Consider the following 19,361-nt stretch of genomic DNA (forward strand, 5'->3'; position numbering starts at 1 on the left):
GGATGCTACTGACTTGCGATCTTAGTCGCGGCTACCGCCGGCGATACCCAGCAGCGACAACAGGCTGGTGAAGATGTTGTACACGTCGAGGTACAAACGCAGCGTGGCGCTGATGTAGTTGGTCTCGCCGCCGTTGATGATCTGCTGCACGTCATACAGGATGTACGCGGAGAAGATCGCAATGGCCACCACCGAAATCACGATGCCCAGCGCCGGGATGTTCAGGAAGATGTTGGCCAGCGAAGCCAAAATCAGCACGATGACACCGGCGAACAGCCACGTGGCCATGCCCGAGAAGTCACGCTTGGAGACTGTGGCGATCGATGCCAGCACCGCGAACACCGACGCCGTACCGCCGAAGGCCGCCATGATCAGGAAGCCGCCGTTGGAGAAGCCCAGGATGCGCGACAACAAAGGCGTCAACATCAGACCCATGAAGAACGTGAAGCCCAGCAGCAGGGCCACGCCCACGCCGGATTCCTTGTTCTTTTCAATCGCCCAGATGAAACCGAAGGCGCCGGCCAGGAACACCAGTGCCATCAGTCCGCCGCCGAGCGGCAGGTGCAGGGACACGCCCAGCAACGCGCCAAACACGGTCGGGATCATCGACAGCGCGAGCAGCCAGTACGTATTGCGCAGCACGTTGTGCTGTACGGCACGGCGACTGCCTGCTGACAGATCGTAAGTTTTTTCCATATTAATCATAGTGCCTCCCTGAAAGTAATTCGATTTACTGCTTGCTAAAAGCATAGCACGTACTAGCCAAAATACCCAAAAACATGGCCCAAAAGCACTTAATCCGGACTTAAACGCGCAACTTTGCGTCAAAACCCGGATTTTTCGCCCTGAAACGGGGCATACACGGACCGGTTCGTATCCTTATCTGGTGCCCTTGCTCGGAATATGGGGTGTTCTATGGTAAAATCAAAGGTTGATTGAGTCATCAATTTTGTTTTAAACCTTTCTTTTTATTGGAGTTTTTCAAATGGCAATCGAACGCACCCTGTCGATCATCAAACCAGACGCAGTTGCAAAAAACGTTATCGGCCAAATCTATAGCCGTTTCGAAGGCGCTGGCCTGAAGATCGTTGCTGCTCAAATGAAGCAGCTGTCGCGTGAAGAGGCTGAAGGTTTCTACGCCGCGCACAAAGAGCGTGGCTTCTTCAAAGACCTGGTGGACTTCATGGTCTCGGGCCCAGTCATGATCCAGGCGCTGGAAGGCGAAAACGCCGTCCTGAAAAACCGCGAACTGATGGGCGCTACCGATCCTAAGAAGGCAGAAAAAGGCACCATCCGTGCTGACTTCGCCGATTCGATCGACGCCAACGCCGTTCACGGTTCCGACGCTGTCGAAGCTGCAGCAGTTGAAATTGCCTACTTCTTCGGCAAGTAATCTGCGGTAAGTAATTCGTGTAGTACCCCCGTTTCCGCCGCCGCGCGGAAGCGGAGTTTTCTAGAACTGTTTTGAAATTGTAATGAGCACAACCATGAACGCACCTCTGACCAACTTGCTGGACTTCGATCCCGCGCAGCTCATCGCTTATTGCGCCGAGTTGGGGGAGAAGCCGTTCCGCGCCAAGCAACTGCAACGCTGGATCCATCAATTCGGCGCGTCGGATTTCGACGCCATGACCGATCTGGCCAAGTCGCTGCGCGACAAACTGAAAACCCGCGCCCACGTCTCGGCGCCCGCCATCATCAGCGATCACACGTCCACCGACGGCACGCGCAAATGGCTGGTCGACGTCGGCAACGGCAACGCGGTCGAAACCGTGTTCATCCCGGAAGAAAACCGTGGCACGCTGTGCATTTCCACGCAGGCCGGCTGCGCCGTCAACTGCCGCTTCTGCTCGACCGGCAAGCAGGGCTTCAGCCGCAACCTGACCGTCGGCGAGATCATCGGCCAGCTGTGGATGGCCGAGTTCGAACTGCGCCGCACCAAGGGCATCGAGCCGGGTCCGAAAGGCGAACGCCAGATCACCAACGTGGTGATGATGGGCATGGGCGAGCCGCTGCTGAACTTCGAGCCGACCGCCACCGCCCTCAAGCTGATGCTCGACGATAACGCCTACGGCTTGTCGCGCCGCCGCGTGACCTTGTCGACCTCCGGCGTGGTGCCGATGATGGACAAGCTGGCGCAGGAAGTGCCGGTGGCGCTGGCCGTGTCGCTGCACGCGTCCAACGACGAGCTGCGCAACAGCCTGATCCCGCTGAACAAAAAATATCCGCTTAAAGAGCTGATGGCCGCCTGCAAGCGCTATCTGGAGTTCGCCCCACGCGACTTCATCACCTTCGAGTACTGCATGCTCGACGGCGTCAACGACAGCGACGAGAACGCGCGCGAACTGATCGCGCTGGTGCAGGACCGCCAGTTCGGCGTCAACTGCAAGTTCAACCTGATTCCGTTCAATCCGTTCCCGGAGTCCGGCCTGCTGCGCTCGAAAAATCCGCGCATCAAGGCCTTCGCCCAGATCCTGGTCGACGCCGGCCTCGTGACCACCATCCGCAAGACGCGCGGCGACGATATCGACGCCGCCTGCGGCCAGTTGGCCGGCGAAGTCCAGGACCGCACCAAGGTCGCGCAGCGGATGGAAAAGATGGCCGAGTACCAGCAAAAGTTCGGCGCCAATTTCGGCAAGATCGTGGAGATCACCTCCTGATGACGCTCCTGGCGCAGCGTAGCCGGCGGCTCGTCGCGCTCGGGTTGATCCCGGCGCTGGCGGGGACGCTGGCCGGCTGCGCCTCGGCGCCGGAACGCGGCAACAGCGGCAAGGCCGAGTTGACCACGGCGTCGGACCAGACCAGCGCGCAGCGCAAGGTCGAGATCCGCATGCAGCTGGCGGTTGGCTACTACGAGCAGGGCCAGTACGCGTTCGCGCTTGACGAGGTCAAGATGGCGCTGCTGGCGGACCCGCAGTACGCCGACGCCTACGGCATGCGCGGCCTGATTTATCAGGCCATGGGAGAGAACGGCCTGGCCGAGGATAACTTTGTCCGCGCGCGCAAACTCGCGCCGGGCAATCCGGATCTGGCCAACAATTATGGTTCTTTCCTGTGCCAGAACGGCCGGGTGGCGGAGGCGATGCCGCTGTTCGATACCGCGCTGGGCAACCGCAGCTATCGTTCGCCGGCATCGGCCGCGAACAACGCCGGTTCCTGCGCATTGAAGACCAAGGATTACGCCAGCGCGGAGCGTTATCTGCTGCAAGCCTTGCAGTTGACGCCCGACCTGCCGGCCACCAACGCCAATCTGGCGCGGGTATATTTTGAAAAGCGCGATTATGTGCGCGCCAATTTCTTCGTTACCCGGCTGAACAAGGTGGCAAAGATGGAGAGCCTGACGGCCGATGTGCTGTGGCTCGGGATTAAGGTGCAGCATAAGGTAGGCGACAAGGGGGCTGAAGATGGTTGGGCGACGCAATTGCGCCGCCACCACCCCGGCTCGACCGAATATGCTGCTTATCAACGTGGGGCGTTTGATGAGTGAGACAGGGAAACCAATGAATTCAGAGTGGGCAGAATCGCCGAAAAAAGACCAGGGCAGCAGCAACCTGGCCACGCCCGGAGCACAACTGGCGGCCCAGCGCGAAGCGATGGGCATGTCGGTGGAACAGATCGCCGACCAGCTCAAGCTGGCGCCGCGCCAGGTCGCCGCGCTGGAAACCGGCGATTACGCCGCCTTGCCGAATATGGCGGTGGTGCGCGGTTTCGTGCGCGCCTACGCCAAAGTGGTCAAGCTTGATCCGACCCCGCTGGTGGCGATGATCGAAGTGATCTCGCCGACCAGTCCCGAGGCCGCGCCGCCGCGCAGGGAACGGGCCGCGGAGTTTTCGGAGTCGCGCTTCCCGCTGATGACCGACCGTTCGTCCGGCCGTGGCGGCTGGATGGTCGGCGCGGTGGTGGTGGCCGCGGCCTTGATCGGCGGCGGCGTGTACGCCTACCAGAGCGGTTTGATTTCGACCTCGATGTTCGAGCGCGCCAGCACTGACAGCGCCTCCAGCGCCAGCGCGGTCACCGAGCTGCCGAAACCGATCGATTCGACCATGCCGCTGGAGACCACCCTGGTCAAGCCGGGTCAGGAAACGACGACGCTGCAGTCGCCCAACGTGCCGCTGATTTCGGTGCCGCCGCCGGGCACCAGCACCAACCCGGCCGACGCCGCGAGCGCGCCTGCCGCCGCAGGCACGACGCCGGCAGCGCCGGCGACCACCGCGCCAGCGACCCCGGCGACCCCGGCGAGCGGTGCGCCGGCCGCGCAGGTATTGCCGCCAGCAGCCGCTCCGGCCGCCGCGACCGGCACCCAGCTGGTGCTGGAAGTGACAGCCGATTCGTGGGTCGAGATTCGCCGTCCGGGCACCAAGCCGCTGATTTCGCGCCTGGTCAAGGCGGGCAGCACCGAGACCTTCGATATCAAGGACCCGGCGCTGCTGATCGTCGGCAAGCCAGATGGCGTGAAAGCGACCCTGGGCGGCGCGCCATTGGCGCTGCCACCGGTCGCCGGCGGTACGATCTCCCGCGTGAATATCAAGTAAATTTAACAAGTTAAACCAGCCAGCACGAGCAAACAGCCATGTCTTCTACGCAAACAGCTATTCCTTCGGGACCGTCGAATCGCCGCGCCAGCCGCAGCGTGCTGGTCGCGCACGGCCAGCGCAAGATCTGGGTCGGCGGCGACGCCCCCGTGGTGGTGCAGTCGATGACCAACACCGACACCGCCAACGCGATCGAGACCGCGATCCAGATTCGCGACCTGGCGCGCGCCGGTTCGGAACTGGTGCGCCTGACGGTGGACCGTCCGGAGGCCGCCGAGGCGGTGCCGTACATCCGCGAACAGTTGGACAAAATGGACGTCGACGTGCCGCTGGTGGGCGACTTCCACTACAACGGCCACACGCTGCTGAACGATTATCCGGAGTGTGCCAAGGCGCTGTCGAAGTACCGCATCAACCCGGGCAACGTCGGCAAGGGCGCCAAGCGCGATACGCAGTTCGCGCAGATGATCGAAGTGGCCGCGCGCTACGACAAGCCGGTGCGCATCGGCGTCAACTGGGGCAGCCTGGATCAGGCGCTGCTGGCCCGTATCATGGACGAAAACGCCGGCCGCGCCGAGCCGTGGAGCGCGCAGGCGGTGATGTACGAGGCGCTGATCACCTCCGCCATCGAGAACGCCGTGCGCGCCGAGGAACTGGGCCTGGGCCGCGACAAGATCATCCTGTCGTGTAAAGTCTCGGGCGTGCAGGATCTGATCGCCGTCTACCGCGAGCTGGCCAAGCGCTGCGACTATCCGCTGCACCTGGGCCTGACCGAGGCCGGCATGGGCAGCAAGGGCATCGTCGCCTCGACGGCGGCGCTGTCGGTGCTGCTGCAAGAGGGCATCGGCGACACCATCCGCATCTCGCTGACGCCGGAGCCGGGCGGCGACCGCACCAAGGAAGTGGTGGTCGGCCAGGAGATTCTGCAGACCATGGGCCTGCGCAAGTTCACGCCGATGGTGATCGCGTGCCCGGGTTGCGGCCGCACCACCTCGACCACGTTCCAGGAGCTGGCGGACAATATCCAGACCTATCTGCGCGACTCGATGCCGGAGTGGAAAAAGACCTATCCGGGTGTCGAGGCGATGAACGTGGCCGTCATGGGCTGCATCGTCAACGGTCCGGGCGAATCGAAGCACGCCAACATCGGCATCAGTTTGCCGGGCACCGGCGAATCGCCGGCGGCGCCGGTGTTTGTCGACGGCGCCAAGTTTGCGACACTGCGCGGTGAGCGCATCGTCGAGGAATTCCAGGAAATCGTACTGAATTACGTGAAGAACAACTACGGCAAGCAAGCCGCCGCAGTGTAAATAAAGCATAAGAAGAGTTGAAATGTCCGAAAACAAAAAAGCTGAAAAGATCACCGCCGTCAAAGGCATGAACGATATCCTGCCCACCGATTCGCATCTGTGGCAGCTGTTTGAAAATACCGCGCAATTGGTCGTACAAAGCTACGGCTTCCAGCAGATCCGCACGCCGATCGTGGAAGACACCGCGCTGTTCAAGCGCGCCATCGGCGCCGTGACCGACATCGTCGAGAAGGAAATGTACTCGTTCACCGATTCGATGAACGGCGACGAGCTGACCCTGCGCCCAGAAGGCACGGCCGGCGCGGTGCGCGCTGTCATCGAGCACAATCTGGTCTACGAAGGTCCGAAGCGCCTGTGGTACACCGGCCCGATGTTCCGCCACGAGCGTCCGCAGCGCGGCCGCTATCGCCAGTTCTACCAGTTCGGCTGCGAGGCCGTCGGCTTCAACGGCCCGGACGTGGACGCGGAACTGATCATGATGTGCCGCCGCCTGTGGGATGACCTGGGCCTGGAAAACATCCGCCTCGAACTGAATTCGATCGGCGACGCCGAAGAGCGCGCGCGCCACCGCGTCGACCTGATCGCCTACCTGGAAAAGCACGAGGACATCCTCGACGCCGAAGCCAAGCGCCGCCTGCACAGCAATCCGCTGCGCATCCTGGACACCAAAAATCCGGCGATGCAGGACATGGTCAACGGCGCGCCCAAGCTGATGGATTACCTGGGCGAGGAATCGCTGGCCCACTTCAACGGCCTGCGCAAGATCCTCGACCATAACAACATCCCGTACGTGATCAACACGCGCCTGGTGCGCGGCCTCGATTACTACAACCGCACCGTGTTCGAATGGGTCACCGATTTGCTCGGCGCGCAGGGCACCGTGTGCGCCGGCGGCCGTTACGATCCGCTGATCGCGTCGTTCGGCGGCAAGCCGACGCCCGCCGTCGGTTTCGCCATGGGCATCGAGCGCCTGCTGGAGCTGATGAAGGAAGCCGGCGAGCCGGAACAGCCTAACCAATGCGACGTCTACCTGGTGCATCAGGGCGAGGCGGCGCAGCTGCAAGCGTTCGTGCTGGGCGAGCGTATCCGCGACGCCGGCCTCGATGTGGTCATGCACGCCTCGACCGCCAACGGTCCTGGCAGTTTCAAGACGCAGATGAAAAAGGCCGACGGCAGCGGCGCTTCGTTCGCCGTCATCATCGGCGAGGACGAAGTGGCCAATCACACGGCCACCGTCAAGGCGATGCGCGCGGAAGAGGGCGACATGCAGCAATCGACTGTGCCGTTCGACGACGTGGTCGATTTCCTGGTCGACCAGATCACCGGCAGCGGCGATCACCATCATCACGTGCACGACGAGCATTGCAATCACTAAGCGGTTTTAAAACCGCCGTTTTACAACCGCTTTCTTTAATCCTCATAACCTTCTAGCAGACGAACTGACATGGCATACGATCTCGAAGAACAAGAACAACTCGCCTCCCTTAAAGCATGGTGGGAAAAGTACGGCAACCTGGCCTCGTGGGTGCTGATCGCCGGCCTGGCCGCTTATTCGGGTTGGGCGGGCTGGAACTACTACCAGCGCAACCAATCGAACCAGGCCTCGGCGCTGTACGAGGAACTGCAAACGGCCGTGCAAGCGAAGGACAACGCCAAGGTGCTGCGCGCCGCCGGCGACATGGAATCGAAATTCGGCAGCACCACCTACGCGCCGATGGCCGCGCTGGTGGCCGCCAAGAGCAGCTTCGACGCCAACGACGTCAAGTCGGCCAAGGCGCAGCTGCAGTGGGCGATCGACCATGGCACCGACGAATTCAAGGCGCTGGCCAAGGTTCGCCTGGCCGGCATCCTGCTCGACGAAAAAGCCTATGACGACGCGTTGAAGGCGCTGTCGGGCGACGTGCCGGCCCAATTCGCCGGCGCGGTCGCCGACCGCAAAGGCGATATCCTGGCCGCGCAGAACAAGATCGCCGAAGCGCGCGCCGCCTACCAGGCAGCGCTGGACGCGACCGACAAGAAGAACCCGGGCCGCCAGCTGATCCAGCTGAAGTTCGAAGCGATCGGCGGCACCGTGCCGGCCGACGCCAAAGACGCCAAAAGCGCCGCCTAAACAACGTCATGCCGCAAGGGCGCCACGGCGCCCGCTTAGCTCTCCAGATCAAGGTTAAAAAATGCGTATTACCGAAAAAGTTATTGCTGCAAGTGTGTTCGCGATGTTGGCCGGTTGTTCCTTGTTTGGTTCGAAAGACACCAAGAACCAGCCGGCGCCGCTGGTGGAGCTCAAGGGCGGCATGGTGCCCAAGACTGTTTGGAAGTACTCGATGAACAAGGCCGGCACCGCCGTCTTCACGCCGGCCGTCGTCGGCGAGAACGTCTACGTGGCCGACGGCGACGGTGTGCTGGCGCGCCTGAACGCGGCCACCGGCAAGGAAGCCTGGCGCATCAAGACCGGGGTCGACCTGACCGCCGGCGTGGGCAGCGATGGTGAAGTGGTCGTCGTCGGCGGCAAAAAGGGCGTGATCCTTGCCTACGACGCCAACGGCAAGGAACTGTGGAAGGGCCAGGCCACCAGCGAGGTGCTGTCGTCCCCGGTGGTCGGCGGCGGCGTGGTGGTGGTGCGTAGCGTCGACAACCTGATCACCGCGTACGACGCCAAGACCGGCGTTAAAAAATGGAGCGTGACGCGCACCACGCCGGCCCTGACCCTGCGCAACGCGCCGGGCATGGTGATCAACGGTCCTAACGTGTATGTCGCCCAGCCGGGCGGCAAGCTGCTGGTGCTGGCGTTGGCCGGCGGCCTGCAGCGCTTCGAACTGGTGGTGGGCGAGCCGCGCGGCGCGACCGAACTGGAACGCGTGACCGATATCGCCGGCACCCCGGTGATCTTCGAAAAAGATCTGTGCGCCGTGTCGTACCAGGGCCGCGTGGCCTGCTTCGACGCCACCAACGGCGCGCCGCACTGGAGCAAACCGACTTCGTCCGACGTGGGCGTGGCGGTGGACCAGCGTTTTGTATTCGTCTCCGACGACAAAGGCGAAGTTGCAGCCTATAGCCGCGAAAGCGGCGGCAACGCCTGGAAGAACGACAAGATGTCGTATCGCCGCCTGTCGACACCCGTGTCGTTCGGCCGCGCTGTGGCCGTTGGCGACTACCAGGGTTACGTCCACTTCCTGTCGCGGGAAGATGGTTCGTACATAGGTCGTGCCGCGACCGACGGAAGCCCGATCCAATCGGACCCCGTCATCGCCGGCGCGAATTTGATTTTTCAAACCCAATCAGGGACAGTGACCGCTCTCGCGGTCGAGTAATACAATGAAGCCGGTAATCGCACTAGTGGGTCGACCCAATGTAGGGAAATCGACCTTGTTTAATCGTCTGACCCGCTCGCGCGATGCGCTGGTGGCGGACTTGCCTGGGTTGACGCGAGATCGTCACTATGGCGAGGGCCGTGTCGGCGAACGTCCCTTCCTCGTCATCGACACGGGCGGCTTCGAGCCGGTCGCCAAGGAAGGCATCATGCATCAGATGGCCAAGCAGACCAAGCAGGCCGTGGCCGAAGCCGACATCGTCGTCTTCCTGGTCGACGGCCGCCAGGGCCTGACGCCGCATGACAAAACCATCACCGACTTCCTGCGTAAAAGCGGCCGTCCGGTCATGCTCGTCGTGAACAAGTCCGAGGGCATGCGCTACACCGCCGTCGTCGCCGACTTCTACGAGCTGGGACTGGGCGAGCCGTACTCGATCTCGTCGGCGCACGGCGACGGCGTCGCCGACCTGGTGGAGGAGGCGCTGAACCTGGCCTTCGCCCAGCGTCCCGACGATCCCGAGGAACTCGCGCGCGACGACCTTGGCGTCAAGATCGCGCTGGTGGGCCGCCCGAACGTGGGCAAGTCGACCCTGATCAACACGCTGGTCGGCGAAGAGCGCGTCATCGCTTTCGACATGCCAGGCACCACCCGCGACTCGATCGAGATTCCGTTCGAACGCGAAGGCAAACAGTACACGCTGATCGACACGGCCGGTATCCGCCGCCGCGGCAAGGTGTTCGAGGCGATCGAGAAATTCTCGGTCGTTAAAACGCTGCAGTCGATCTCCGAGGCCAACGTGGTCGTGCTGATGCTCGACGCCCAGCAGGACATCTCCGAGCAGGACGCCCACATCGCCGGCTTCGTGCTGGAGACCGGCCGCGCGCTGGTCATCGCCGTCAACAAGTGGGACGGCCTGCGCACCGACGAGCGCGACGAGATCAAGATCGACATCGACCGCAAGCTCGACTTCCTGTCGTTCGCCAAGATGCACTTCATCTCGGCCTTGAAATCGCAGGGCATCGGCCCGTTGATGAAGTCGGTCGACGCGGCCTACGCCGCCGCCACGGCCAACCTGTCGACGCCAAAACTGACCCGCGCGCTGATCGAGGCGGTGGAAAAGCAGGAGCCGCGCCGCAAGGGTTCGATCCGTCCGAAGCTGCGTTATGCGCACCAGGGCGGCATGAATCCACCGGTGATCGTTATTCACGGCAACGCATTGGACGCCGTCGGCGAGCCTTACAAGCGTTACCTGGAAAAACATTTCCGGGACACGTTCCAGCTGGTCGGCACGCCGTTGCGCATCGAGCTGCGCACCGGTAAAAACCCGTTCTCCAAGACGGCGCCGAAATAAGAAAAAAATAAGAGAATTTTGGCTTTTTTGTACGGGACGCCCCTGCAAAAATTGTCAAAACAGGTTACAGTGGCTCAGAAGCACCATTCCCGGCACGGCGAGCGGTGTTTCAGCGGAAATCATTTGACTTTCGCTGGGCCACGTACTTGAAATCGCACTTGAAATTAAGCGTTTCGCCTCCAATTCCAACACAACAACATAAAATGGAGCTGTTATGAGCAACAAAGGGCAACTGTTACAAGACCCATTCCTCAATGCCTTGCGCAAAGAGCATGTTCCTGTCTCGATTTATCTGGTCAACGGCATCAAGCTGCAGGGCCATATCGAATCGTTCGATCAGTACGTCGTACTGCTGCGTAATACCGTGACCCAGATGGTCTACAAACACGCCATCTCCACGGTAGTGCCGGCACGCGCCGTCAACCTCAACATTGAATCCGAAGCGGAATAATCGCTTGCATCTCGGCTTCTTTCCAACCAGCCTGACCGTCTTATGCGCGCAGCTCTAGTCGGTATCGATTTCGGTCAGGGCGACTTTGCCGCCAGCGTCGAGGAACTGCAACTGCTGGCCCGTTCAGCAGGTGCGGAGCCTGTCACGACGATCACGGCAAAACGCTCCTCTCCTGACGCGGCGTATTTCGTCGGCAGCGGCAAGGCCGACGAGATCGGTCTCGCCGTGCTCGATCACGGCATCGAAATCGTCATCTTCAACCACGCGCTGTCGCCGGCACAGCAACGCAACCTGGAAAAGCGCCTGCAGATCCGGGTGCTTGACCGTACCAGTTTGATACTCGACATTTTCGCCCAGCGCGCCGCCTCCCACGAGGGCAAGCTGCAGGTGGAACTGGCGCAGCTGCAGCATCTGGCCACGCGCCTGATACGCGGCTGGACCCACCTTGAACGGCAAAAGGGCGGTATCGGCTTGCGCGGTCCCGGCGAAACGCAGCTTGAAACCGACCGCCGATTGATCGGCGAGCGGGTCAAGGCGCTGCGCGCGCGTCTCGGCAAGCTGCGCAAGCAGCACGAGACGCAGCGCCGCTCGCGTGGCCGCAGCCAGACGTTTTCGGTGTCGCTGGTCGGCTATACCAATGCCGGCAAATCGACCTTGTTCAACGCGGTGACCAAGGCCGGCGTCTACGTCGCCGACCAGTTGTTCGCCACGCTGGACACGACCTCGCGGCGCGTCTACATGGGCCAGGAAGTGGGCAACGTGGTGTTCTCGGATACGGTCGGTTTCGTGCGCGAGCTGCCGCACCAGCTGGTGGCGGCGTTCCGCGCCACCCTGGAAGAGACCATCCACGCCGATTTGCTGCTGCATGTCGTCGACGCATCGTCGCCGGTGCGCATGGAGCAGATCGAACAGGTCAACCTGGTGCTCAAGGAAATCGGCGCCGATCATATTCCGCAAATTCTGGTGTGGAACAAGATCGACGCGGCGGGCCTGGAGCCGTCTGTGGAAAGGGATGAGTATGATAAGATTTCCCGCGTTTTCCTCAGCGCACGCACCGGCCAGGGCGTCGATCTGCTGCGCGAGGCGGTGGTTGAATGGGCCAAGGCGGCACCCGGCGCCAGGTTGAACCAGGCGTATCCGACAGGCGAAACAGAAGAATTCGAAGAAGCGGATCAAGCGGACGACGAGGAGGCAGCCGATGGCGACGCCGATTCGCCATCCGACTATGAAGCAGATAGCAGTCCCACCCCTAATAACGTTGGACCACACTGATGCGTGTCTCCTCAATAATGAAACGTCTTGGCCTCAAGCCGTCGCTGAACGATCCCCGCTGGGGCTCGGACAAAAAGGACGGCGAGCCGCAAGCGAATGAAGGCAAAAAGCCTGGCGAAGGACCTCCTGACATGGAGCAGTTGTGGCGCGATTTCAATCAGCGCCTAAACAGCTTCTTCGGCCAGAAGAACCGTCCGGAGGGCCCCAACAACGGCGGCCCCGCAGGTCCCGGCGCACCGCGTCCGGACCTGGCCGGCATGCGTGCCACCGGTGGCGCCATCGCCGTCGTCGCCGCGCTGATCTGGCTCGCCAGCGGTTCCTTCATCGTGCAGGAGGGCCAGACCGGTGTGGTCTACACCTTCGGTAAAGTGAGCCACACCACCGGCTCCGGTTTCAACTGGCGCTGGCCGTATCCGTTCCAGAGCGACGAAACGGTCAAGGTATCGCAGATGCGGATGGTCGAAATCGGCTACCGCGGCAACGTCAAGAACAAGCAGGCGCGCGAATCGCTGATGCTGACCGATGATGAAAACATCATCGACATGCAGTTTGCCGTGCAGTTCAAGCTGAAGGACCCCGTGGCCTGGCTGATGAACAACCGCGACGAGGAGGACACCGTCCGCCAGGTGGCCGAGACCTCGATCCGCGAAATCGTCGGCAAGAACAAGATGGACTTCGTGCTGTACGAGGGCCGCGACAAGGTGGCCTATGAAACGCAGCAGCTGATGCAGTTGATCCTCGACCGCTACGCGTCGGGGGTGCTGATTTCGAACGTGACGCTGCAGGCGGTGCAACCGCCGGAGCAGGTGCAAGTCGCCTTTGACGATGCCGTCAAGGCCGGCCAGGATCTGGAACGCCAGAAGAACGAAGGCCAGGCGTACGCCAACGACGTCATTCCGAAGGCGCGCGGTTACGCTTCGCGCCTGCTGCAGGAGGCCGAAGCCTATCGTTCGATGGTCACCGAAAACGCCACCGGTAACGCGGCGCGCTTCAAGCAGGTGCTGACCGAGTACCAGAAGGCGCCGGGCGTCACGCGCGACCGCATGTATCTGGAAACGATGCAGCAGATCTATTCGAGCGCCAGCAAGGTGATGGTCGACGCCAAGAGCGGCAGCAATTTGCTGTATCTGCCGTTGGACAAGCTGATCGCCCAGGCGGCTGCGACCGACGCGGCAGCGGCCCAGGCCAAGGCGGCGCAGGCTTCGCCACCGCCGGTGGCAACGCTGCCGTCGGAAGTCATGCCATCGGTTGAAGTAACCCGCCAGCGCGATTCGCGCTCGCGTGAGTCCGGACGTGACCGGGAGAGTCGTTAATGAATCGCATAGCTAGTTCCCTCATTGCTGTTTTCGTCGTGCTGCTGTTGCTGTCGTCGATGGTGTTCGTGGTCGATCAGCGCAAATACGCGATCGTCTTCGCGCTGGGTCAGATCAAGGAAGTCATCCGCGAGCCGGGGCTGCATTTCAAACTGCCGCCGCCGTTCCAGAACGTGCTGTATCTGGATAACCGCATCCTGACCATCGAATCGGCCGACGCCGAGCGCTTCATCACCGCCGAGAAGATGAACATTTTGGTCGACAGCTTCGTCAAGTGGCGTATCGGCCGCAACGAAGGCCAGGCCAAGCTGTATTACGTCACCTTCGGCGGCGACGAGACCCGCGCGCGCGATCGCATGTCGGTCATCGTCAAGGCCGCGCTGAACGAGGAAATCACCAAGCACACCGTGAGCGAAGTCATTTCGGGCAAGCGTGGCAAGGTGATGGAAGCGATCCGCACCAAGGTGGTTCAGGAAGCCGCGCAGATCGGCGTCGAGATCATCGACGTGCGCCTCAAGCGTGTCGAATACGTCGAGCAGATTAACAACTCGGTGTACGACCGCATGAAGGCCGAGCGCCTGCGCGTAGCCAACGAGCTGCGTTCGACCGGTTCGGCCGAATCGGAGAAGATCCGCGCCGACGCCGACCGTCAGCGCGCAGTGATCCTGGCCGAGGCTTATCGTGAAGCGGAAACGATGCGCGGCGAGGGCGACGCCAAGGCGTCGGCGATCTACGCCGAAGCGTTCGGCCGCAATCCGGAGTTCTACAAGTTCTATCGCAGCCTGGAAGCCTACCGCGCCACGTTCAAGAACCATGGCGACGTGCTGGTGATGGACGCCAGTTCGGACTACTTCAAGTACTTCAAGAGCTCGGGCACCGGCGGCGCACCGTCGGCGCCTGCGGCACCGAAGAAGTAAGCCGGCGACGGCATAAAAAAGGGGCGGATACCGACAAGGTATCCGCCCCTTTTTTCATTGGCGCACCGCTCAATCGAGGCCGGTCTTGCCGGGCGCCCAATATGCTTTGCTTTGTCGCTGGCCGGCAGCGACGTTTTCCCGCTTCAGCAGCCCGTTCATGTGCTGGATCGCTGCGGCGCGGCCGGTCAGCACAACCTCCGCCTCGGGATGCGCCCGCAACAGCGCCGCCATGCGCGCTTCCAGTTCGGTGAAATGGCCGTCGTTTTCAAGGCGCGGACACAAGGTGGCTCCGTGCAGTTCCAGCCGCTCGATGACGGGAGCCGTGTCGGCGGGCCGGGAGACTTCGAACAGTCCCTGCACGGCCGGAGGGTCCGTCTGATCTGCCAGCGCCGCCGCCAGGCCCAACGACGTCTCGTCGCCGAACACGATAACGGCCGAAGTGGTGGGCGCTTGCCGCACCGACCGGCGCGGGCCGAAGACGATGCAGTCATCGCCCTTGCGCAGCGTGCGCGCCCACTGCGCGCCTGGTCCGCCGGCATGCAGGTAGACCAGGATGCGGGTGCGCCCGCGCTCGGCGTCCCAACCCATCGGCGTGTACGTGCGCTGGGTCCAGCCGCCCAGCTGGATCTGGATCTTGTCCCCGGGCGACCAGCCAGCGCCGCGCAACGCCTCACCGCCCAGCGTGACGATGCGGAAGGCGTCGCCGACATCTTCGATCCGCACTATCCGGGCGCTACGCGCGAACAGCTTGCGCAGTGCCGATTCCAGCAGGCCGGCGCTGTTTTTCATGGGAGGGATGGCGAGGTCGTTCATTGCGAGTACTCCGTGGCGTGTTGTAGGAGGATGGGGGAGGGCGCGCAGCCCTGCGCGAATATCGTATCGATAGCAATGTAGACGTCTCAGCAAGCGGATTTATTGTGGGCGAGCGCCGAGACCGACACGCTAATCGTCCGCTGCGGGACCTTCCAGACCTGCGGCGGGCGGCGATTTTTTCCCGCCCGACCGGCATTTCGCGTAAAATATCAGGTTCGGCCCGCCGCTTTTATGGCAGCGCCACGTTCGCCGCATTATTCGTTTTTTAATTTTTCCGTATCCAGTTTCCCATGCCGAATTGGCTTTTGCCCGAGAACATCGCCGACGTTTTGCCGTCGGAAGCCCGCAAGATCGAAGAGTTGCGTCGTCTGATGCTGGATAATTTCCGTCTGTACGGATATGAACTGGTCATGCCGCCGCTGCTCGAGTATGTCGAGTCGCTGCTGGCCGGCGCCGGCAAGGACACCGACCTGCGCACCTTCAAGCTGGTCGACCAGATCTCCGGCCGCATGCTGGGCATCCGCGCCGACATGACCACGCAAGTGGCGCGCATCGACGCCCACCTGCTCAACCGCGATTCGGTCACGCGCCTGTGCTACGCCGGCAGCGTGCTGCACACCCGTCCATCGGGTCTGCACACCACGCGTGAGCCGCTGCAGATCGGCGCCGAAATTTATGGCCACGCCGGCCTCGAAGCGGACGCCGAGATCCTCGAGCTGGCGCTGGCGTCGCTGGCGCTGGCCGGGTTCGACGAGGTGCGCCTCGATCTGGCCCACGCCGGCGTGCTGCGCGTGATCCTCGACGGCGACGCCAACGCGGCCGCCGATGAAGCGGCGTTGTATGGCCTGCTGCGCTCCAAGGACGTGCCGGGCCTGCAGGCCATCACCGCCAACTACGCGCCGCAGGTGCGCGAAGCCTTGCTGGCGCTGCCGAACCTGTATGGCGACGTCGAAGTATTGAAGAAGGCGCGCGAAACGCTGCCCGACCTGCCTGGCATGGCCAAGGCGCTGGCCGAACTGGCCGCGCTGGCAGCGTCCGCGCTGGGCCGCGCCGAAGTGGCGATCGACCTGGCCGACCTGCGCGGCTACCAGTACGAAAGCGGCGCGATGTTCGCGCTGTATGTGCCAGGCTTGCCGAACGCGGTGGCGCGCGGCGGCCGTTACGATCACGTAGGCGAAGCTTTTGGCCGGGCGCGTCCCGCCACCGGCTTCTCGCTCGACCTGCGCGAGCTGGCGCGCCTGTTGCCGACCGCGGAGCGCAAGCATTCGATCCGCGCTCCATGGGGCAACGCGCCTGAATTGAAGGAAAAAATCGCCGAGCTGCGCAAGTCCGGCGAAGTGGTGATCCAAAGTATGCCGGGTCACAGCAACGAGCTGGACGAGTTCGAGTGCGACCGCGCTCTGGTACTCGACGATAGTGGTAGTAACTGGATTCTTAAAAACTTAGGTTAGTGTGATGTCAAAGAAAAACGCAAAGAACGTCGTCGTCATCGGTACCCAATGGGGCGATGAAGGTAAAGGCAAGATCGTCGACTGGTTGACCGATCATGCACAAGGTGTGGTCCGCTTCCAGGGCGGCCACAACGCCGGCCATACGCTGGTCATCGGCGGCGTCAAGACCGCGCTGCAGCTGATCCCGTCGGGCATCATGCGTCCGGGCGTGGCCTGCTACATCGGTAACGGTGTGGTGGTGTCGGTGCCGGACGTGCTGCGCGAAATCGACAAGCTCGAAAAAGTCGGCGTCGAAGTCGCCTCGCGCCTGAAGGTGTCGGATGCCGCGCCGGTGATCCTGCCTTACCACGCCGCGCTGGATCTGGCCCGTGAAGCCGCCCGTGGCGAAGCGAAGATCGGCACCACCGGCAAGGGCATCGGCCCGGCCTACGAAGACAAGGTGGCGCGCCGCGCCATCCGCGTCGCCGACCTGCTGAACGAAAAGCGCTTCGCCGAAAAGCTGGCCGAGAACCTCGACTACCACAACTTCGTGCTGGAGCACTACCTCAAGGCCCCGCGCATCGAATACCAGAAAACCCTGGACGATGCGCTGGCCTACGTGCCGCGCCTGCGCCCGATGGTGACCGACGTTTCGAGCGCGCTGTACGCCGCGCACAAGGCCGGCGCCAACCTGCTGTTCGAAGGCGCGCAAGGCTCGCTGCTGGACGTCGACCACGGCACCTATCCGTTCGTCACCTCGTCGAACTGCGTGGCCGGTAATGCCGCCGCCGGCGCCGGCGTCGGTCCGAACATGCTGCACTACATCATGGGCATCACCAAGGCCTACACCACCCGCGTCGGTTCCGGCCCGTTCCCTTCGGAGCTGCCGACCGATGCAGGCGTTGGCCACCACCTGGCGCAAGTGGGCCACGAGTTCGGCACCGTCACCGGCCGCGCACGTCGCTGCGGCTGGTTCGACGCCGCGCTGCTGCGTCGCTCGGTCCAGATCAACGGCGTCACCGGCATGTGCCTGACCAAGCTCGATGTGCTGGACGGCCTGGAAACGCTCAAGCTGTGCACCGGTTACACCATCGACGGCGTATCGGTCGACATCTTCCCGTCGGGCGCAGAGGAAGCCGCGCGCTGCGTGCCGGTCTACGAAGAGATGCCGGGTTGGACCGAAAGCACCGTCGGCGCGAAATCGCTGGCAGCGCTGCCGGCCACCGCCCGCGCGTACATCAAACGTATCGAAGAGTTGGTCGGCGTGCCGGTCGACATGGTATCGACCGGTCCCGATCGTGAAGAGACGATCGTTCTGCGTCACCCGTTCGAATAATAAGGAATGAATATGAGCGATCCGCAATCGAACGAAAAACACCTGTGGGTATCCTGGGACGAGTACCACCGCCTGATCGAGCGCCTGGCGCTGAAGGTCCATGAATCGGGCTGGAAGTTCGACATGGTACTGTGCCTGGCGCGCGGCGGCGTGCGTCCGGGCGACGTCTTCTCGCGCATCTTTGACGTGCCGCTGGCGATTCTGTCGACCAGCAGCTACCGCGAAGAAGCGGGCACGGTGCGCGGTGACCTGGACATCGCCAAGTACATGACGATGACCAAGGGCCCGTTGTCGGGCAAGATCCTGCTGGTGGACGACCTGGCCGATTCCGGCGTCACCTTGATCAAGGTGATGAAGCATTTGAAGGACAACTTCGAAGGCGTCACCGATGTGAAATCGGCCGTGATCTGGACCAAGGGCAGCTCGGCCTTCAAGCCGGACTACCAGATGGAAGAACTGCCGCACAATCCGTGGATCCACCAGCCGTTCGAAGACTACGACGGTCTGCGTCCGCATCAACTGGCCGCATGGATCAAAAAAGGCGAAGCGGCTCAATAAGCCTTTCGACTAAGGGAGCTTCGGCTCCCTTTTTTATTCAATAAAAAAAACATATGACCCAGGACTTCTTCCAGACCTTTATTTTGCTGGTGCTCGTGACCGACCCATTTGGCAACGTGCCCTTGTTCGCCAGCGTGCTCAATCCGGTGGCGCCGGCGCGCCGCTCGCGCATCGTCTTGCGCGAATGCGGCATCGCCTTTGTGCTGCTGTTGATCTTCATGTTCTTCGGGCGCCACTTCCTGGCGGCGCTGCATCTGTCGGAAGTCGCGCTGCGCATCGGCGGCGCGGTGATTCTGCTGCTTATCTCGATCCGCATGATCTTCCCCCATCCGGATGGCGTGTTGGGCCGCACCGACGGCGGCGAGCCGTTCATCGTACCGCTGGCGATACCGGCGCTGGCCGGCCCCTCGGCCCTGGCCACGGTGCTGCTGTTCTCCAGCGAGAGCACCGGCGAGGTGATGGTGCACGTGGCCGCGCTGGCGGCCGTGGCGGTGGTGTGGCTGCTGGTGTTCCTCAGCGCCGAGAAGCTGCAGAAGGTGCTCGGCCCTCAGGTGATGACCGCGTTCGAGCGTCTCATGGGGTTGATCCTGACGGCGATGTCGGTGGAGATGCTGCTGAGCGGGATTCGGGAGTTCGTCAAGACGTTGTAATGTCCTGGCCGGACCGATACGTTCGCGCTGTGTATAAATAGAAAAGTTGTGGAAAAGTCTTTACAGTGCGCGGCGAACGCGAGTAGACTTTTCCAAACACCAATGTAACCGGTTACATTC

At 62.4% G+C, this 19,361-nt stretch carries 19 protein-coding genes; 17 read left to right on the top strand and 2 right to left on the bottom strand.

The features are described from left to right. Window positions 1–21: 21 nt before the first annotated feature. Entirely contained in the window at window positions 22–705 is a 684-nt protein-coding gene (locus ACZ0BA_RS01910; protein WP_463449677.1) for a Bax inhibitor-1/YccA family protein, read from the bottom strand. 280 nt (window positions 706–985) lie between these two features. Here ACZ0BA_RS01910 and ndk point away from each other — a divergent pair, with 280 nt between their 5' ends. The 13 genes from ndk (at window position 986) to hflC (ending at window position 14,454) form a co-directional block, all read left to right on the top strand. Continuing rightward, a complete protein-coding gene (ndk, locus tag ACZ0BA_RS01915) occupies window positions 986–1,393 on the top strand; it encodes a nucleoside-diphosphate kinase (RefSeq protein ID WP_090314593.1) in 408 nt (135 codons plus the stop codon). A 94-nt stretch (window positions 1,394–1,487) separates the two neighbouring features. After that, window positions 1,488–2,660: a dual-specificity RNA methyltransferase RlmN gene (gene rlmN / locus ACZ0BA_RS01920; protein WP_463449678.1), complete on the top strand. Its 1,173-nt coding sequence runs from the start codon at window positions 1,488–1,490 to the stop codon at window positions 2,658–2,660. Next, the gene (pilW, locus tag ACZ0BA_RS01925; RefSeq protein ID WP_463449679.1) at window positions 2,660–3,487 is read left to right on the top strand and encodes a type IV pilus biogenesis/stability protein PilW; all 828 of its coding nucleotides are present in this window, start codon (window positions 2,660–2,662) and stop codon (window positions 3,485–3,487) included. The genes rlmN and pilW overlap by 1 nt, the downstream gene beginning before the upstream one ends. A gap of 13 nt (window positions 3,488–3,500) precedes the next feature. Then, a complete protein-coding gene (locus tag ACZ0BA_RS01930) occupies window positions 3,501–4,532 on the top strand; it encodes a RodZ domain-containing protein (protein WP_463449680.1) in 1,032 nt (343 codons plus the stop codon). Between the two features lie 38 nt (window positions 4,533–4,570). After that, a complete protein-coding gene (gene ispG, locus ACZ0BA_RS01935; protein ID WP_463449681.1) occupies window positions 4,571–5,842 on the top strand; it encodes a flavodoxin-dependent (E)-4-hydroxy-3-methylbut-2-enyl-diphosphate synthase in 1,272 nt (423 codons plus the stop codon). Window positions 5,843–5,864: 22 nt separating this feature from the next. Continuing rightward, a complete protein-coding gene (gene hisS, locus ACZ0BA_RS01940) occupies window positions 5,865–7,217 on the top strand; it encodes a histidine--tRNA ligase (RefSeq protein WP_463449682.1) in 1,353 nt (450 codons plus the stop codon). A 69-nt stretch (window positions 7,218–7,286) separates the two neighbouring features. After that, window positions 7,287–7,952 carry a YfgM family protein gene (locus tag ACZ0BA_RS01945; protein ID WP_463449683.1) on the top strand — a complete coding sequence of 222 codons (666 nt, stop codon included), beginning with the start codon at window positions 7,287–7,289 and terminating at the stop codon, window positions 7,950–7,952. Between the two features lie 61 nt (window positions 7,953–8,013). Further along, the gene (gene bamB / locus ACZ0BA_RS01950; RefSeq protein ID WP_463449684.1) at window positions 8,014–9,150 is read left to right on the top strand and encodes an outer membrane protein assembly factor BamB; all 1,137 of its coding nucleotides are present in this window, start codon (window positions 8,014–8,016) and stop codon (window positions 9,148–9,150) included. Window positions 9,151–9,154: 4 nt separating this feature from the next. Continuing rightward, window positions 9,155–10,501, top strand: a complete 1,347-nt coding sequence (gene der, locus ACZ0BA_RS01955) for a ribosome biogenesis GTPase Der (RefSeq protein ID WP_463449685.1) — start codon at window positions 9,155–9,157, stop codon at window positions 10,499–10,501. Window positions 10,502–10,715: 214 nt separating this feature from the next. Continuing rightward, window positions 10,716–10,952 (top strand): RNA chaperone Hfq, encoded by a 237-nt coding sequence (hfq, locus tag ACZ0BA_RS01960; protein ID WP_008450615.1) that lies wholly within the window; start codon window positions 10,716–10,718, stop codon window positions 10,950–10,952. A 42-nt stretch (window positions 10,953–10,994) separates the two neighbouring features. Next, window positions 10,995–12,224 (top strand): GTPase HflX, encoded by a 1,230-nt coding sequence (gene hflX / locus ACZ0BA_RS01965; protein WP_463449686.1) that lies wholly within the window; start codon window positions 10,995–10,997, stop codon window positions 12,222–12,224. A gap of 17 nt (window positions 12,225–12,241) precedes the next feature. After that, complete coding sequence (gene hflK, locus ACZ0BA_RS01970) at window positions 12,242–13,537, top strand: FtsH protease activity modulator HflK (RefSeq protein ID WP_463449687.1); 1,296 nt, start codon at window positions 12,242–12,244, stop codon at window positions 13,535–13,537. Then, complete coding sequence (gene hflC / locus ACZ0BA_RS01975; protein ID WP_463449688.1) at window positions 13,537–14,454, top strand: protease modulator HflC; 918 nt, start codon at window positions 13,537–13,539, stop codon at window positions 14,452–14,454. The genes hflK and hflC overlap by 1 nt, the downstream gene beginning before the upstream one ends. A gap of 69 nt (window positions 14,455–14,523) precedes the next feature. Here the strand turns inward: hflC and ACZ0BA_RS01980 are convergent, their stop codons facing one another. Continuing rightward, the gene (locus tag ACZ0BA_RS01980; protein WP_463449689.1) at window positions 14,524–15,267 is read right to left on the bottom strand and encodes a siderophore-interacting protein; all 744 of its coding nucleotides are present in this window, start codon (window positions 15,265–15,267) and stop codon (window positions 14,524–14,526) included. Window positions 15,268–15,557: 290 nt separating this feature from the next. Between ACZ0BA_RS01980 and ACZ0BA_RS01985 the strand changes: the two genes are divergently transcribed. The 4 genes from ACZ0BA_RS01985 to ACZ0BA_RS02000 are packed head-to-tail and all read left to right on the top strand — an operon-like array spanning window position 15,558 to window position 19,241. Then, complete coding sequence (locus ACZ0BA_RS01985) at window positions 15,558–16,718, top strand: ATP phosphoribosyltransferase regulatory subunit (protein ID WP_463449690.1); 1,161 nt, start codon at window positions 15,558–15,560, stop codon at window positions 16,716–16,718. Window positions 16,719–16,722: 4 nt separating this feature from the next. Then, entirely contained in the window at window positions 16,723–18,033 is a 1,311-nt protein-coding gene (locus ACZ0BA_RS01990; protein WP_463449691.1) for an adenylosuccinate synthase, read from the top strand. Between the two features lie 12 nt (window positions 18,034–18,045). Next, window positions 18,046–18,591 (top strand): phosphoribosyltransferase, encoded by a 546-nt coding sequence (locus ACZ0BA_RS01995; RefSeq protein WP_463449692.1) that lies wholly within the window; start codon window positions 18,046–18,048, stop codon window positions 18,589–18,591. Window positions 18,592–18,644: 53 nt separating this feature from the next. Further along, entirely contained in the window at window positions 18,645–19,241 is a 597-nt protein-coding gene (locus tag ACZ0BA_RS02000; protein ID WP_463449693.1) for a MarC family protein, read from the top strand. The last annotated feature ends 120 nt before the right edge of the window (window positions 19,242–19,361 follow it).

This window comes from Duganella sp. AC917, assembly GCF_979258245.1.